Source organism: Haloterrigena sp. H1, from assembly GCF_005938085.1.
In the GTDB taxonomy this organism is placed as follows: domain Archaea; phylum Halobacteriota; class Halobacteria; order Halobacteriales; family Natrialbaceae; genus Natrinema.
In genome coordinates this window covers 2,976,970-2,992,137 of sequence record NZ_SMZK01000001.1, presented here as the reverse complement: position 1 = coordinate 2,992,137, position 15,168 = coordinate 2,976,970, and the positions used below count along the sequence as shown (strand labels likewise).

Below are 15,168 nucleotides of genomic sequence, written 5' to 3'. Positions count from 1 at the left end.
CTCCCGGCTGGCGCTCTGTCGCCAAGGTGGCTGGTCAGGAGCCGAGGCCACTAGGCCTCGGTATTCCCGCTTGGTTCTGTGGTTTGCGACTCGGATCCAACGCCCGGATAGGCGAGTATGGCTCCTCCCACGAACACGATCGTTGCGAGATAGATCGGGCCGAGGTGCGTCAGCCAGTTGTGAGCGAAGAGATCGGCGTAGTGCATCGGGAGTGCGATAGCCAGTCCGACCACGGCGGCGACGATCGCCGTCGCCCACGCCCACAGAAGTCCGTTTCGCACACCGTACCACGCCAATGCCGTGATGGCGATCCCAGTGGCGATAATAAATGCCGACGTGGCGACGTGGAGGTGATTGATGTAGTGCATGACGGCCGGATCGACCGCATCGAGTTCCGCCGGAGTGACGCCGTTCAGGGTCGCGACGCCCAGTTCGAAGCCGCTTCCGAAGAACGTTCTGGCGAGGAAAACGACGCCATAGCCGATGAAGACGACGCCCGCAAGCGCCATCAGGAGCGAGCCGGTCTGGACTCTGCGCCCGAGTTCGTGGTCCGCCTCGTGTCGGTCAGCCGTCGCTCGATTCATACCCATCGTTTTAGCCTGTCCCGGTTTCGACTGCGACCTCGGTTACGTGCTGGGCTTCGATTTCGTCGAGGGTGTACTCTTTTCCGTGTTGTTCTCTCACGTGATCGCGTGCGATCTCCAGCAGTCGTTCCTTGTCGTCTTCCTCGGTACGCATGAGAAAGACGCAGCCCGACACTTCTGTGTCGCATGCTACCTGTAGCGCTGCCGTCTCGTCCGATTGCATGTCTGTCGTCATCGTTTGGTTCCCCTCCAGCAAGCGTGGATACGTGACCGGGGTTCGTGTAGTCATCTCGTGACGTTCGTGCAGCCGTTGCCCGTCGTGCATCCGTTGAACGGACGGCACCTGGTGCCAGGCGCACTCGACGGTATGATACGGTCTGCTGTCCCGATGTCCCAGTGCATCCGCAGGATGGCTCGGGGATGTACCGGCACCCACTGACAGGGGTCCGTATGAAACGATGTCCGAACTGGAGGCACACTCACTCCGCGGTCGTCTCGAGCGCAAGCGGTTGAGACTCGCGTCGGCAGGAGTCGTACATCGATTCCGCCCACTCGCGTGCCGCCGGAATGTCGGTGTCGATCAACACGCGAACCGTTCCGCTCTCGGGATTGAGCCCGCTGATCGCGATTCGGCGATCGAAGATGGCGATCCCGTACGGTGGCAGGTCATCGTGTAATCGGACCGTGAGATTTCCGCTCTCACGGGGGCCGGAACAGTGCTCCGGATAGGTCGTGAGGATGTACCTGGCCACCGACGGCGGATCGATAATCTCCGTTTCCATCCTGTCGACGATCCGCTGAGCGAGTTCGTCTCGACACGGCTCGAGCAACGCGAGATCGAACCCGACGAATCGAAGCCGGTCCGTCTCCCGCAGCAGCGACTCGAATCGGTTTATTGGTCGGTACGGATCGTCGGTTTCGGCGACCGTGACGACCGCATCCAATGCCATCTCGATCGTGAATCCGTCCTCCTCGAACGGAAGCCACTGCCAGACATCGCGGAGTTTCCGCTCAGTCTCGAACCGGCCGATCACGTCCCGCATTCCCGACGCGACGAACGCACCCAGCTGTGTCGCCTCGTACTGCTGGCCGTCCCTGCGGATCCAGTGTCGGTCTTCGAATTCGCGCAGCGTCCGTCCGATCGTGGACCGCGAAACGCCGGTCAGTTCCCGGAGCCTGGTCCGGCTCTGGGGGCGTCTGGCCAGCGCGTCGAGCGCGTCCACGCGGTGTTCCGACCGCGCGAGGAACTCGACGTCGTCGAGCGGCGAGTCTGTGGCACTCGTTATCATGGTGGGCGTACGCGTGCTAATTGTATAGCTGTGCCCCTGCTATCTCACGCCGGCTGCGTTCCGAACCGTCCAGCTCATCTCGGAATGAACGGGACAGTCTCCGAGCGAATTCGAGACGTGATCGAACCGACCGACGAGGACGCGACACGGCTGCTCGTCCGCATAGCTCGTCCGCATATACGGTTGAAGCCGCGGCAGTCGTCGATCGGACCGTTCCCGGAGGGATCGCCGCTTCGCGCGGTCACCAGCGACCTCTTGGGAACCAGCACACTTCCTCATGGAACGGAAGCTGCTCATCGGGAGCAAGCGACGTGTCGAACGGGCCGAGTCGCGCTCGGCGGCGTGACCGGTCTGGTCGCCCTCCGAGTTCGGTTCTGGGGCGTACCGTCGCTCCGCCGATCGAGTGTCGAACCGCGGGTGCGTCATACGGTCTGCTGTCCCGATGTCCCAGTGCAATCGCAGGGTAGCGGTCGCATCGGCACTGACTAACAGGAGTCCGTCTCAGCCCGCGCCGTCCGGGGGGCCAACCTGCGACGCGCGCTCTCGAACTCCAGTCACACGGAGGACTGTCGGCATCAGCAACCCCTGGACGAGCGCACCAGTTATCGCGACGCCGAAGACCACCGCCTGAATGAACTCGCGGTGTGGGAGCCCTGCGGGGAGCCCGAGCGCCAGCGCGATGGGAACGACGGTGTGTACGCCGCCCCAGACGAGCAGGTGTTGGTAGCTCCGCGGGGTCGGCGTCGTGGCGATCGCGTTGACGACGCCGACCAGACTGTAGACGGCCACCGCCCGTACGACCAGGACGAGCGCAACGGCGACGAGGATCGCACGCCGGTGCTCGAGCAGGCTGGCGATCGGAACCTGCGCGCCGATGAGGACGTGGACCAGCGTCGACACGAGGAACGCGCCGCCCTCCCACGTGTCGCGGACGAACTCGAGGGTATCGCGATCGATGCTGGCTCCCTCGGCTGCGGTCGTCTCCACGAACAAGCCTGCGCCGACCGTCGCGAGGATCCCGCTGACGCCGATCACGCTCTGGGCGATGATGTAGCTCCCGTATGCGACCAGTACAGTGACCAGCAGGATCGCCATTCGTTCGGGAAGGCGGTGGATGAACTGCGTAGTGGCGTATCCGAGGCCGATCCCGATGAGGAAGCCGCCAACGCCGACGAAGAGAATATCGGCGATGGCCGTGCCGGCGATCTCGAGGCCGACCGTCGGTACCGGTCGTTCGGCGATGAGCAAGAGCAGGACGTTCACGATAACGACCGCGACCCCATCGTTGAACAGGCTCTCGCTGTCGATGATGACCGACAGCCGCTCCGGCGCATCGATCTCCTCGAACACCGAGAGGATGGCAATCGGATCCGTCGGTACTACGATCGCGGCTAACAGCAGCGAGATCAGGATCGGGAGCCCGAACGCGACGCTCGTAAGCCCGCCGAGGAGCACGACTGCCAGCGGGATCCCGACGACGACGAGGACGAGTGGCACGGTCAGATTGTCGCGCAATAGCCTCCGATTCAACTCGATCGTCCCGTTGAACAGAATGATCGGGAGCACGAGGGACATAATTACGTCGTGAGACAGCCGAAGCCCAACGTCGATGGGCAGTATCGAAATCACCACCCCGACCAGAATCAGAAGGATCGAGTACGGAATCTCGAGCCACGCATCGACGACGACTCTGATCACCAGCGCGAGTGTGAGAAGCGCGAGGACACGATACAGGAACTCGAGGACCGCGCTCATCATTCACTTACTCGAGACGAAGGGAGTAATACCCGGTGCCACGCCGGCCGCGGTCGCACTGATAGCGACTGCCGACGCGTCTCCGGTTGCGGACCCGAGGGACTACATGGCTCGCCCTCAGAGAGTTCCGTCGAATGCCGACCGACCCGTCGTCTGACCATCGCGATCGTCGGGAACTCGTTCGGTTCTACTTGCTCGATCATCGGACGCAGCTGGGCAAAGCGATCGACATCGCGCTGTTGGCACTCAATCTCGTGTTCATTGCCGTCTACGTTGCGGAGACGTATCCGCTCTCGGCGGCCCTGCAGACGACGCTCTGGCGATTCGAAGTCGCCATCGCCAGCGTGTTCCTGGTGGAGTACGGCCTGCGACTGTACGGTGCCAGAGATCGCCTCGATGAGGCTACCGATCCCTACACCATAGCCGACGTACTCGCGATTCTACCGACGGTTCTGGTGCTGGCCGTGCCGGGTGCGACGATCGCCAACGTCGGCTTTCTCCGTGCGGTCCGCGTGCTTCGTGCGCTCCGGTTCTATCGGTTCACGCAGGACGCGGAGTTCTTTTTCGGGACGATCTCCGACAACGCCTTGCGCGCGCTGAAGTTGTTGTTGACGGTGCTGGTTCTGTTTTTCGTCTCCGCCGGGCTCTTCTACAGCGCCGAACACGTCGTGAATCCCAAGGTGAGCACGTTCGGCGACGCCTTCTACTACGTCGTAGTCGCGCTGTCGACGGTCGGATTCGGTGATATCGTTCCGCTCACGGCTGCCGGCCGGTGGATCACGGTGGCGGCGATCCTAACCGGGATCATCGTCATCCCGTGGCAGGCGAGTAAGATCGTTCGTGAGTGGAGTCGCAGGGACAAAGTCGACGTCACGTGTCCGAACTGCGGGCTGTCGGCTCACGATCGAGACGCCTCCCATTGCAAGGCCTGCGGCCACGTCATCTACCAGGAGGACGACTCGAGCGAGTGAACCGTCACGGACAGTGACGTACGCACGCGGTGGATCGTTTCGTGATACGTCGACTGTCGATATCGTGTGTAGACTCCTCTTGAGACACCGGGTCGTAGGAACACGACCACCACCGATGAAGCGGTTGAAAGTCAGGACAATTCATCGAATTAACTCTGTTATCGGCCGATAACGCCGCTCTCAATACGATTTCGACGGTCAACTCACAGCCGTCGATGCCTCTGTAGACAACTGTCGAAAACGAGGACGAAAAAATATGAGTTATAGGTCTGGAGTCGAGCGTATGCAGTACCGACCCACACAACCCAATAATGTCTGGTAAATACGACCTAGTTATCGTCGGCGGCGGTATCAGTGGTGCATCCCTTCTGTACACGACCGCGAAGTTCACTGATATCGACTCGATCGCACTGATCGAGAAGGAATCGGAGATCGCAGCGATCAACTCCCATCACACCAACAACTCCCAGACCCTCCACTTCGGAGATATCGAGACCAACTACACGCTCGAGAAGGCCGAAGAGGTCAAAGAGGCCGCAGAACTCCTTGCGGGGTATCTCGAGAACCACGACCCCGACCGGGAGATGCACTCCAAGCGCAGCAAGATGGTCCTCGGTGTCGGCGACGAGGAGGTCGCAGAACTCGAGGAGCGCTACGAGGACGAGGGCTTCGGCGACCTCTTCCCGAAACTCCGGCCGATCGACCGCGACGAGATCGCCGAACTCGAGCCGAAAGTCGTCGAGGGCCGCGATCCCAACAAGGAGATGCTCGCCCTGCAGACGCCCGACGGCTACGTCGTCGACTACGGCGAGACGTCGAAGTCGTTCGTCGACGAAGCCCGCGAAGAGGCGAACGTCGACGTCTACACCGGCACGGAAGTCACAGACATCACGCCGACGCTCGACGGCTACACGATCGAGACCGACCGCGGTCGCTTCGATTGTGACGCCACCGTCGTCGCTGCCGGCTCGCACAGCCTGCAGATGGCGAAGGAACTCGGCTACGGACAGGACAAGGTCCTGCTGCCCATCGCCGGGAGCTTCTTCCTCGCGGACACCGACGACGGCCTCCTGAACGGGAAGGTCTACACGCTCCAGATGAAGAAGCTGCCCTTCGCGGCCGTCCACGGCGACGCGGACGTCCACGACGGCAGTATCACCCGCTTCGGACCGACCGCAAAGCTCGTCCCGACGCTCGAGCGCGGCCGCATCTCGACGGTCAAAGACTTCCTCGACGTGTTCGGCCTGAACGCTGCGGCGTTCCTCAGTTACGCCAACATCCTGTCCGACCGCATCCTGCTGCCGTACGTCCTCCGGAACCTCCTCTACGACATCCCCGAGGTCGGCCGGAAGCAGTTCCTGCCCCACGTCCAGAAGGTCGTCCCGACCGTCGAACTCGAGGACATCGAACGCGCCAAAGGCTACGGTGGCGTCCGACCACAGATCGTCGACACGAAGAACAAATCGCTCGACATGGGCGAGGCCAAAATCGTCGGCGACGACATCATCTTCAACATCACGCCGTCGCCGGGTGCCTCGACGTGTCTCAAAAACGCTATGCGAGACACCCACACCCTGCTCGACTTCCTCGGCGACGACTACGAGTTCGACGAGGAAGCGTTCCGCGAGGAAACGATCGGCCACTTCCCACGCGCCGACGACTCCGACGACCCGAAAGTTGTCGCGCCGAACGCTGACGACGACTGATCGGCCAGAGCGACACCGTCAGTTCGATTCTCGATTGCGGGATTCGATCGTCCCGCAATCCGATTTTTTCTCCCACCGCTAGTCCGTGTCCTCGCTCGAGTCTGCCATGCGCTCGCTGTAATCCCAGCTGTAGATTTCGCTGGGCTCGATCCGAATCCGGATTTCCTCGCGGTCGTCGTCGAGCAACCACGCGGCGAGGTCGGAGTCCGTCCCCCCGAGATACCGCTCGAGCAGCGCCCGGAGCACGGCCTTGTCTTCGTCGGGAGCGAGGTCGACGGTGCCGGTCCCTCTGATGCCGCGGTAGGGGACGTCGTTCGTCGAGACTTCGAAGGCGACCGCTGGATCGTGCCGGAGGAAGCGAACGAGCGCCGAACTGGCTCCGGTCGCACACTCGAGCGTGCCGTCGCGGTAGCGATACCACAGCGTGACGAGCCACAGCGAGCCGTCCGGTCGGTGGGTGGCGAGCCGGATCGGAATCGTCGCCTCCTGTAAGAAGGCCGTGACTTCTGGTTCGGTCCAGGAACCGCGGAGCTCTGGGTCGGGGTCGGGCTCGGACTCGGGCATACGCGAGACGGACGCGCCACAGGCGGAAAAAGCTCGACCCAGAGAGAGAGGCGTTAGTCGGCGTTGGGAAGCGTGACCACGAAGACGGCCCCCTCGGGATCGTTGTCCTCGACCCAGATATCGCCGCCGTAGGCGTCGACCAAGGTCTGTGCCAAGTACAGGCCGAGTCCAGTGCCGGCGCTCTCGAGGCCGCGTTCGCCTTTGCCGAAGATCTCGTCTTTTTGATTGTCGGGGACGCCGGGGCCGTTGTCCGCGACGCGGACGGTGACGTCGTCTGCGTCGTCGCTCACCGAGACGGTCACCTCGGGGGCCGCCTTGTCGTTGTGCTGGATGGCGTTTTTCACCAGGTTCCGGAAGACGGATTCGACCATCTCGTTTGCCAGGACCGCCGTCTCGGGCACCCTCCCCTCGATGGTGACGTCCGCGTTGGCGTACTGTGACCGGACGTCCTCGACGACGTCCGTGATGACGGGAGACAGGGACAGCTGTCGCCGGTCGTCGGCGTCCGTAAGCATCACGTCGGCCATCTCTCGGGCCGTCTCCGTCAGGTCGACTGCTTGCGACGCACTGTCCCGGAGCGTCTCGAGATTGTCTCTCGCGTCGCTGTCTTCCTCGACGTGGTCGGCCAGCAGATCCGCATAGGCCAGCACGATCTGTAGGTCGTTGCGAACGTCGTGGCGCAGCACCTGATTCAACGTCTCGAGGTTGTCACGCTGGTCCTCGAGTCGCTGTTCGTACCGCTTTCGTGTGGTCACGTCCTGGATGGCTCCGTCGAAGACGATGTCCCCTTCGATCTCTCTGGCGATCGCGGTGACGCTTCCCCACAGCTCCTTGCCCTCGAGCGTCTGTAGCCGGAGCTCTTCGCCTTTCACGACGCCGCGGTCGGCGAGCCGGTCGCTGAACTGCTCTCGATCGGCAGGGTCGTGGTACAGATCACTGACGGTGTGTGACTTGAGATCGGTCTTGGAGTCAGCGTCGAACAGGTCGACCATTGCGTCGTTTAGTAAGACGAACTCCCCGTCTGGGCCTGCCGTGTTCTGATACACGCCAACTGGGAGGTTCTCGACGAGTCGTTCGTAGCGCTCGAGAGCCCGTTCACGCTGTCGTCGTTCGCGCATGTGCCCCTCGAGCGTCCGGCTCAGCTGGTTGAATCCGTGCTCGATGCGCTGCCACTCGTCGGCACCGTCGAGCGAGATCCGTGTCTGATACTCCTGGTTTTCGATTCCTTCGAAGCCGTCGAGCAATCCCTCGAGTTGTGCGAGGTTCCGCCGGTAAACCCACCACCCGAACAGGGAGAGCGTGCCGAGCACGAACACGAGCGCGCTACCCTGAAGCATGGAGAGTTCCCGGCTCCGCTCCTGTATCGGAATCCGACTCTCACTGACGGTGATCGTCCAGCCGGTCTCCGAGAGCGTCGTCTGCCGTTCTATCAGGTCGGTGTTCGGCGACGGGGCGGTCGTATAGATGGGCTCGCCGGACTGTGACTCGATCGTCAACCCCTGCCGGTCCTCGAGCGTGGCGGTAAACTGCGGGAAGAAGTCTCCGTGCTCTAAGTGAAACGCCGCGTTGAGCGTCCCAACGCGGGTCTCGTTCTCGTACAGCGGCGTACTGATCGTCAGGATGTAGTTACCGGAGTCGGCTTCGATGGGGTCGCTCACGTAGGTCTCGCCCGCCATCGCACGCTGGAAGTAGACGCGATCACCGAAATCGTCACCGACGGTGTCCTCCGGCTGGCCGGAGTCGGCGACGATCGCCGTCATCGTCCCGTTGGCGTCGATGACCGACGCGCCGGCAAACGACGACCGCTCGACGAACGTCTCGAGGGTCCGTCGCTGGGACGCGCTTCCGTGGCGTGTCAGTTCCGGGTTCGTCGCTCCGATCTCGGTGGTTCGCTGGAGTGCATCGAGTTGTCCGTCGAGTTCGGACTGGATGTGGACCGTCGCGTGGTCGAGCTCCTCTTGCTCGTGGGTGTAGAGGGAGTCCTTGTGATATTGAAACCCGACGACGACGGAGACAGAGAGAACCACTGCAATAAGCGCGATGAGGAGAAGAAACAGACGCTTGGTCTTCATCGAGTGTGTGTTCGTCGTTTGGACAGTGAAAGTACTGATTTCGCTCGACAACTGCGTCTTCGACGGTACTCAGCAGCCCACTGGCTCAACCGAAGACGCGACACTGCGATCCGAATTGTCGCTGCGGACGCCAGCCGATGTTCTTATAACGATATACTGGGACGGGGATGAGTACAGGTGGCTGTCAGTAGCATGGTGTTCCGGTGGCGGACACACGTGGGTGCGCTCGTCGGCGTGGCCGGTGGCGTCAGTGCGCTGTATCTCGTCCAGCTGCGGAACTACCTGCTCTTTCATAGCCTCGCCGAACTGGGTAGCATTCTCATCGCTGCCGTCGTGTTCCTCATCACCTGGAACGCACGCGAAGAGCTCGATCGGTCGTTTCTGGTAGTTCTCGGCGTCAGCTATCTGTTCGTCGCCGGCGTGGACCTGCTCCACGTCCTCGCGTACAAAGGCATGGGGGTCTTCCCCGATACTGGCCCGAATCTGCCGACACAGCTCTGGGTCCTGGGGCGATATCTCGAGGCAGGCTCGCTTTTGGCTGCGGGGATCGTCGGCCTCGTCGTCGGTGAGCGAGACGACCTCGAGTGGACCGGAGAGAGGCTGTTTGTGCTAGTGACGGGCTATGCTGCCGTCGTCGGCTTCGGACTCGGTTCGATCTTCGTCGTCGACTGGTTCCCACAGATGTACGTCGAGGGAAGCGGCCTGACGCGAGCCAAGATCGGCAGCGAATACGTCGTTATCGCTCTCTTTGCGGCCAGTCTCGGTCTCCTGTACAGCCAACGAGAGACGTTCAACCGGCGTATCTTCCAGTTTCTCGCCGGCTCGATACTGCTGACGATGGGCGCGGAGGTCGCCTTTACCGTCTACATCGACGTGTACGGGCTTTCCAACGCCATCGGCCATCTCCTCAAGTTCGCCTCGTTCTATCTGATCTACCTGTCTGTCGTGAAGGTTGGGATCAAAGAGCCACAGAAGACGCTCTATCGGACGCTTGCACAGCGTGAAGCTGAAGCCCGCAAATTCAAAAAAGCGGCCGACTACTCGGGCCACGCCGTCCTGATTACGGATCGAGAGGGCACAATTCAGTACGTCAACGATGCGTGGGAGGCGATGACGGGGTACTCGGCGGTCGACGCCCGCGGACGAAACCCCAAACTCCTCAAATCCGGCGAGCACGACGAACCGTTCTACGACGAGCTGTGGTCGACGATTCTCGCGGGGGACGTCTGGGAGGGCGAGATCGTCAACGAGCGCCGAGACGGCGACCGCTACGTGATCCACCAGACGATCGCGCCGATCTTCGCCGAGGACGGCGCGATCCAGAACTTCGTCGCGATCCACGACGACATCACCGACCAGAAGGCATACCAGCGACAACTGGAGACCGATCTCCACCAGAGCGTCACACAGCTCCAGGTGCTCGCTCGCGTCCTTCGGCACAATATCCGCAACGAGATGAACGTGATCGCGGGCAACGCCGAGATGATCCACGAGCGGTCCGACGACACCAATAACGACGACATCGCGTCGATGGCTGCTCGCATCGTCGACGCGAGCGATCAATTGCTCGCCCAGACCGACAAGCAACGCGAGATCGTCCAGCTCCTGTCGACGCCGCCGACGGCAACGACGCTCGAGCTGCCAGCCGTCGTCGACGAGATCGTGAGCCAACTCGAACAGCAGTATCCGCAGGCCGACGTCACCGTCGACATCCCGGCCGACCTCGAACTCCGGACGCTGCCGGAGCTCGAGCAGGCGATCACGGAAGTCGTCGAGAACGCCATCGTGCACACTCGGGAGGGAACACCTGCGGTGGCGATCAGTGCCCGTTCTCGGGAGCAGACAGTCGAAATCCGCGTCGAAGACGACGGTCCGGGGATTCCAGTCGCGGAACGGCAGATCATCGCTGGGGACGCGGAGATCGACGCGTTACTCCATAGCAACGGGCTGGGACTGTGGCTCGTCGACCACATCGTCACGAAAGCCGGCGGGACGATTCGATTCGAGGACGCCGATTCCCGGGGCAGCGTCGTCACGCTCGTCGTCCCTCGAAACCGGACTATGGCCGATCGTCACGATCCGTCCCAGGTGACTGCTTCTCGGTGACAGCGCCGTGTCGATCACGTTCGCCACGGCAGACGACACCTCTCGGCGATCCACGACTTCCGCCGATCGTGAAACAAAAACTACAATTCAGTCCGATCGAATTATCGGAAACCGAATGAGTCTCTTCGGGACGGTCGTCGTCGGGTTCGGGCCCCTCCTTGTCGGCTACAGCGTCGTCCGCTATCTCGGACACGCACAGGCGCGAGTCATGGAAGCCAACGAGCGCTGTGAGAATACCTGGGCCGACGTCGAGGTCTTACTCGAGCGCCGCCGGAGCGAACTCGAACAACTCGTCGACCTGACCAACGAACACGTCGCCCACGAACGGGACCTGCTCGCGGGAATCGTCGACGCACTCGAGGGCGCAATCGAAGCCCAGTCACCCGATGGAGCGAGACGACGCTCGGCAGTCACGGCAACTTGAAATTTAAACATACATAACTATTTGGCTGCTTGCGTTTACTAGCCGGTAGAGCCATCCGGCTCGCTCATCATGAACGTCGACGAATTCGTTACCGCGAACGAACCGAAAGCTGGCGGGGAGACGTTTCAACTCGAGAACGACAAGCTACTGGACATCGATCTCGACGGCTCCGTCATCGCGAAAGCCGGCTCGATGATCGCCTACGACGGGGACATCTCCTTCGAGGGGAAATCCTCCGCGGAAGGCGGCATTACGGGCTTTCTCAAGGAGAAGGCAACTGGCGAGGGAACACCGGTAATGGAGGCCACCGGGACCGGACACCTCTATCTCGCTGATCAAGAGAAGAAGATCCAGCTTCTCGAGCTCGACGCCGGGCAGTCGATCTCGGTCAACGGCAATGACGTCCTCGCGTTCGAGTCGAGCGTCACCTACGAGATCCGAACCGTCGAGAGCATCGCGGGCTTTTCTGCCGGCGGGCTGACGAACGTCTTTCTCGAGGGGCCGGGCACCGTCGCGATCACGACCCACGGCGAGCCGCTCGTCTTGCAACCGCCGGTCAGAACCGATCCCAGCGCGACCGTCGCCTGGAGCGAGACGACGCCGGGCAGTCACGTCGACACCTCGCTCTCGAATATGATCGGCCAGTCCTCCGACGAGAGCTACCAGCTCGAGTTTACGGGATCGGAGGGATTCGTGGTCGTCCAGCCCTTCGAGGAACGCGGGCCACAGCAGTAGCAGGCACGACGGCCACTGCGACGGACGACGTATAGGACCTTGACCAATACGCAGTTCAAGACGATTCTATGAGACGACAAGCGCTCGGCGCGATTTCGGCTGCACTCGTACTGACGCTCCCCTGGGTCGCCGTCTGGGGAGCGACGGATCTCCTGCCCCAGTTCGCGCCGGCCGCGCTTCGAACCCTGCCAACGCTCTGGACGGTGGTCGTGACCGGCCTCGCCGTCCTCGGCGCGTCGTTTCTGCTCGCCTGGGCCGCCGAGACCGCCGAGAAAGACGTCCCGCGAGCGTTCGCGATCGCGGTGCTGGCCGTCCTCGCGGTCGCCCCCGAGTACGCCGTCGACGCCCTGTATGCGTGGAACGCGGGCCAGTTCGTCGGCACCGAACGCGGGATCGAGGCTGGCAACTTGGCAGTCGCCAACATGACCGGCGCGAACCGCATCCTCATCGGCATCGGCTGGGCCGGCATCGCCCTCTTTACGATCTTCCGCCGGGGGTCGGCGACCGATCCCGCCGTCGAGAAACGGCCCGGCTTGCTGGCCGACGTCGTCTCCCTCGACCGCGACATCGGTCTCGAGATCGTGTTCCTGCTCGCCGCGACGCTCTGGGCGTTTCTCGTTCCGTTCAACGGCGGCATCGACGTCTTCGATATGCTGTTTCTGGTCGGCCTGTATGTCTGCTATATCGCGGTGATTCTCCGCGGCGAAGCCGAACCCGAAACCCAACACGTCGGCGTGCCGGCGTACCTACAGCGGTTTTCGCGGCCCCGCCGCATCGCCACCGTTTTGGTGCTGTTTGCCTACTCGGGGGCGATGATCTTCACGGCCGTCGAACCTTTCGCTCACGGGCTCGAGGAACTCGGCCAGAGCGTCGGTATCCCCTCCTTTTTCATGATCCAGTGGATCGCACCGCTGGCTTCTGAGTCGCCGGAGCTCATCGTCGTCGTCTATCTGGTCAACAAGGCGCGGTCGACGGCGGGCTTTAACGCACTCATCTCGTCGAAGCTCAACCAGTGGACGCTGCTCATCGGGACGCTCGTCGTCGTCCACTCGCTTGCGCTCGGTCGCTACGGCGTCCTCGCGTTCGACTTCAAGCAGTCCGCGGAGATCTGGCTGACCGCCGCCCAGTCGTTTTTCGCGATCGGGCTGTTGCTCCGGTTCGAAATCTCCGTCCGGGAAGCGCTCACCTTGCTCGGGTTGTTCCTCTCGCAGGTTGTTATTGAGTTTCTCATTATCCGTGAACTCGTCGTGCTCCCGGTCTCGAGTACAGACCTGTTGCTCGCGTACAGTGTCCTCTACGTCGTCCTCGGGACGGCGCTGTTCGTCAGCCGCCGCCGATCGTTCGGCCGACTCGTCCGACGAACCGCCGGGACGGTCAACGACGCGATGCCGATCGGCGAGGAGCGCCCGCACGGCGTCGACGACTGACAGACTACCGGACAGACCCGTTTCTCGCCACAGTCACAGGCCGGTACTGGCCGGTCGGAACTGACAGCTACGGCCCGTATCCATCGCCGGCCACAGGTCTACGGTCACGGCGGTGGTACCGTCGCCATCGATGCTCTCGATCGGATCTCCACGCTCTGACACTGTGGTTGTCTTCGTGGCTGCAGTCGCCCTCACGTTGCCCCATCTCTTGGCCGGTCGACTCGGCATCGGCGGCAGGATCCCCCGAAGCCGGTGGCTGTCGATCGCCGGCGGCGTCTCGGTCGCGTACGTCTTCGTCCATCTCCTGCCGGACATCGGGGAGGCCGCAGTGACGCTCGCGGAATACGGGGACCCGACCGCCTTCGCCGAACACCACGGCTATCTGATCGCGCTGTTCGGATTCGTTACCTTCTACGGCCTCGAGCAGTTCACCCAGCGGTCGAACCATGATCCGGACCGAGCCGGCGACGGCATTTTCTGGATCCACGTCGGTTCCTTCGCCGCCTACAACGCGATCGTCGGCTACCTGCTGTGGGATCGCGAACTCGGGAACCTGCTCCTGTTTTCGGTGGCAATGGCACTGCACTTCGTCGTCACCGATGACGGCCTCCGCGCACATCACGGGCGGACGTACCACCGTCGTGGACGGTGGGTGCTGGCAGCGGCGGTGATCGCCGGTGCAGGTGTCGGCTACGTCCTCGAGACCGTCGAGATCCTCGTGGCGGTGTTCGTCCCGTTTCTCTCCGGCGGGATCATCCTCAACGTGATCAAAGAGGAGCTGCCACCCGAGCGCGAGAGTCGGTTCTGGGCGTTCGCCGTCGGTGCGGCGGGGTATGCCGCGTTGTTGCTGTTCGTCTGATGTCACAGCCAGTCCGCCGGTGGACTCGAGCGACCAGTAATGCTCGAGCGGGAGCGTTTTGTCGGTCCGGCATAATCACCTGCTATGAGACTCCGGCCGCGCCGCCCCCAGCAGTTCCGGCTTGCGGACTCGGCCCAGCAGATGGTCGGTGGGTTCCTGCTCGCAGGTCCGTTCGTGGTCACTGAGGAAGTCTGGATGCTTGCGAGGAACATGCACATCCTGCAGGCGCTCCTGATCGTGACCATCGTCTTCGCTATCGGCTACGCGGCGCTATACAAGGCGGACGCGACCCGCGACGCCGACGACGAACAGGAGGTCGCCGGAATTCCAATCCGCTTTATTTCACTGATGATCGTCACGTTCGGCTCAGTCACCGTCCTTGCGTTGCTATTCGGGGCGCCTGAGACCTTCCTCGAGACTGAGGAAACCAGTCAACTCGTGGAAACGACGTTCAAGGCCGTCAGCGTCGGCTCGGTTTTCAGCGTCGTCGGCGCGGCGACGGCAGACACAATCTTTGCGAAGTAGCGCCGACTCAGGTTGTGAACCCAAATCACTCGTCGGGGCGCTTTCGCGCTTCTTATTCACATCGTTCAGTCGGCCCATAATACGCATTTGGCGGACAACCGTGGTGGGGTCGGACACCCGCGGCGATCAGGCATCCATCGATCACGTACGC

At 62.4% G+C, this 15,168-nt stretch carries 15 protein-coding genes; 9 read left to right on the top strand and 6 right to left on the bottom strand.

Annotated features, from left to right (window positions below):
• Nucleotides 1-50: 50 nt before the first annotated feature.
• From E2L06_RS15020 to E2L06_RS15010, 3 genes are all read right to left on the bottom strand, one after another.
• Complete coding sequence (locus E2L06_RS15020; protein ID WP_138782420.1) at nucleotides 51-590, bottom strand: hypothetical protein; 540 nt, start codon at nucleotides 588-590, stop codon at nucleotides 51-53.
• Between the two features lie 4 nt (nucleotides 591-594).
• Nucleotides 595-819, bottom strand: a complete 225-nt coding sequence (locus tag E2L06_RS15015; protein ID WP_138782419.1) for a hypothetical protein — start codon at nucleotides 817-819, stop codon at nucleotides 595-597.
• Nucleotides 820-1,063: 244 nt separating this feature from the next.
• Nucleotides 1,064-1,873 (bottom strand): winged helix-turn-helix domain-containing protein, encoded by an 810-nt coding sequence (locus E2L06_RS15010; protein WP_138782418.1) that lies wholly within the window; start codon nucleotides 1,871-1,873, stop codon nucleotides 1,064-1,066.
• 84 nt (nucleotides 1,874-1,957) lie between these two features.
• On the opposite strand from E2L06_RS15010, the gene E2L06_RS15005 reads away from it, so the two are divergent.
• Nucleotides 1,958-2,362: a hypothetical protein gene (locus E2L06_RS15005; protein WP_138782417.1), complete on the top strand. Its 405-nt coding sequence runs from the start codon at nucleotides 1,958-1,960 to the stop codon at nucleotides 2,360-2,362.
• A gap of 12 nt (nucleotides 2,363-2,374) precedes the next feature.
• On the opposite strand, the gene E2L06_RS15000 is transcribed toward E2L06_RS15005, so the two are convergent.
• Entirely contained in the window at nucleotides 2,375-3,628 is a 1,254-nt protein-coding gene (locus tag E2L06_RS15000; RefSeq protein ID WP_138782416.1) for a sodium:proton antiporter, read from the bottom strand.
• A gap of 134 nt (nucleotides 3,629-3,762) precedes the next feature.
• Here E2L06_RS15000 and E2L06_RS14995 point away from each other — a divergent pair, with 134 nt between their 5' ends.
• Nucleotides 3,763-4,599, top strand: coding sequence for a potassium channel family protein (locus E2L06_RS14995; RefSeq protein ID WP_138782415.1), 837 nt, complete (start codon nucleotides 3,763-3,765; stop codon nucleotides 4,597-4,599).
• Nucleotides 4,600-4,910: 311 nt separating this feature from the next.
• Complete coding sequence (locus E2L06_RS14990) at nucleotides 4,911-6,305, top strand: FAD-dependent oxidoreductase (protein WP_138782414.1); 1,395 nt, start codon at nucleotides 4,911-4,913, stop codon at nucleotides 6,303-6,305.
• Nucleotides 6,306-6,383: 78 nt separating this feature from the next.
• Here E2L06_RS14990 and E2L06_RS14985 read toward each other — a convergent pair whose 3' ends face one another.
• Both E2L06_RS14985 and E2L06_RS14980 read right to left on the bottom strand, forming a co-directional pair.
• The gene (locus tag E2L06_RS14985) at nucleotides 6,384-6,869 is read right to left on the bottom strand and encodes a pyridoxamine 5'-phosphate oxidase family protein (protein ID WP_138782413.1); all 486 of its coding nucleotides are present in this window, start codon (nucleotides 6,867-6,869) and stop codon (nucleotides 6,384-6,386) included.
• 53 nt (nucleotides 6,870-6,922) lie between these two features.
• Entirely contained in the window at nucleotides 6,923-8,941 is a 2,019-nt protein-coding gene (locus E2L06_RS14980) for an ATP-binding protein (protein ID WP_138782412.1), read from the bottom strand.
• Between the two features lie 177 nt (nucleotides 8,942-9,118).
• Here E2L06_RS14980 and E2L06_RS14975 point away from each other — a divergent pair, with 177 nt between their 5' ends.
• The 6 genes from E2L06_RS14975 to E2L06_RS14950 all read left to right on the top strand — a co-directional run bounded on the left by E2L06_RS14975 (nucleotide 9,119) and on the right by E2L06_RS14950 (nucleotide 15,017).
• Nucleotides 9,119-11,047, top strand: coding sequence for an MASE3 domain-containing protein (locus E2L06_RS14975; RefSeq protein WP_249361444.1), 1,929 nt, complete (start codon nucleotides 9,119-9,121; stop codon nucleotides 11,045-11,047).
• 115 nt (nucleotides 11,048-11,162) lie between these two features.
• A complete protein-coding gene (locus E2L06_RS14970; RefSeq protein WP_138782411.1) occupies nucleotides 11,163-11,471 on the top strand; it encodes a LemA family protein in 309 nt (102 codons plus the stop codon).
• 69 nt (nucleotides 11,472-11,540) lie between these two features.
• Complete coding sequence (locus tag E2L06_RS14965; RefSeq protein ID WP_138782410.1) at nucleotides 11,541-12,206, top strand: AIM24 family protein; 666 nt, start codon at nucleotides 11,541-11,543, stop codon at nucleotides 12,204-12,206.
• A gap of 68 nt (nucleotides 12,207-12,274) precedes the next feature.
• Nucleotides 12,275-13,633: a sodium:calcium antiporter gene (locus tag E2L06_RS14960; protein WP_138782409.1), complete on the top strand. Its 1,359-nt coding sequence runs from the start codon at nucleotides 12,275-12,277 to the stop codon at nucleotides 13,631-13,633.
• 130 nt (nucleotides 13,634-13,763) lie between these two features.
• Nucleotides 13,764-14,492 carry a hypothetical protein gene (locus tag E2L06_RS14955; RefSeq protein WP_138782408.1) on the top strand — a complete coding sequence of 243 codons (729 nt, stop codon included), beginning with the start codon at nucleotides 13,764-13,766 and terminating at the stop codon, nucleotides 14,490-14,492.
• A gap of 84 nt (nucleotides 14,493-14,576) precedes the next feature.
• Nucleotides 14,577-15,017: a DUF2391 family protein gene (locus E2L06_RS14950; protein WP_138782407.1), complete on the top strand. Its 441-nt coding sequence runs from the start codon at nucleotides 14,577-14,579 to the stop codon at nucleotides 15,015-15,017.
• Nucleotides 15,018-15,168: the final 151 nt, after the last annotated feature.

Excerpts from the sequence above, each read along its gene's own strand:
- E2L06_RS14965 (WP_138782410.1), top strand. The coding sequence starts at position 11,541 with ATGAACGTCGACGAATTCGTTACCGCGAACGAACCGAAAGCTGGCGGG.
- E2L06_RS14990 (WP_138782414.1), top strand. The coding sequence starts at position 4,911 with ATGTCTGGTAAATACGACCTAGTTATCGTCGGCGGCGGTATCAGTGGT.
- E2L06_RS14970 (WP_138782411.1), top strand. The coding sequence starts at position 11,163 with ATGAGTCTCTTCGGGACGGTCGTCGTCGGGTTCGGGCCCCTCCTTGTC.
- E2L06_RS14995 (WP_138782415.1), top strand. The coding sequence starts at position 3,763 with ATGCCGACCGACCCGTCGTCTGACCATCGCGATCGTCGGGAACTCGTT.
- E2L06_RS14955 (WP_138782408.1), top strand. The coding sequence starts at position 13,764 with ATGCTCTCGATCGGATCTCCACGCTCTGACACTGTGGTTGTCTTCGTG.
- E2L06_RS15015 (WP_138782419.1), bottom strand. The coding sequence starts at position 819 with ATGACGACAGACATGCAATCGGACGAGACGGCAGCGCTACAGGTAGCA.
- E2L06_RS14960 (WP_138782409.1), top strand. The coding sequence starts at position 12,275 with ATGAGACGACAAGCGCTCGGCGCGATTTCGGCTGCACTCGTACTGACG.
- E2L06_RS15010 (WP_138782418.1), bottom strand. The coding sequence starts at position 1,873 with ATGATAACGAGTGCCACAGACTCGCCGCTCGACGACGTCGAGTTCCTC.
- E2L06_RS14950 (WP_138782407.1), top strand. The coding sequence starts at position 14,577 with ATGAGACTCCGGCCGCGCCGCCCCCAGCAGTTCCGGCTTGCGGACTCG.
- E2L06_RS15020 (WP_138782420.1), bottom strand. The coding sequence starts at position 590 with ATGGGTATGAATCGAGCGACGGCTGACCGACACGAGGCGGACCACGAA.
- E2L06_RS14980 (WP_138782412.1), bottom strand. The coding sequence starts at position 8,941 with ATGAAGACCAAGCGTCTGTTTCTTCTCCTCATCGCGCTTATTGCAGTG.
- E2L06_RS14985 (WP_138782413.1), bottom strand. The coding sequence starts at position 6,869 with ATGCCCGAGTCCGAGCCCGACCCCGACCCAGAGCTCCGCGGTTCCTGG.
- E2L06_RS15005 (WP_138782417.1), top strand. The coding sequence starts at position 1,958 with ATGAACGGGACAGTCTCCGAGCGAATTCGAGACGTGATCGAACCGACC.
- E2L06_RS15000 (WP_138782416.1), bottom strand. The coding sequence starts at position 3,628 with ATGAGCGCGGTCCTCGAGTTCCTGTATCGTGTCCTCGCGCTTCTCACA.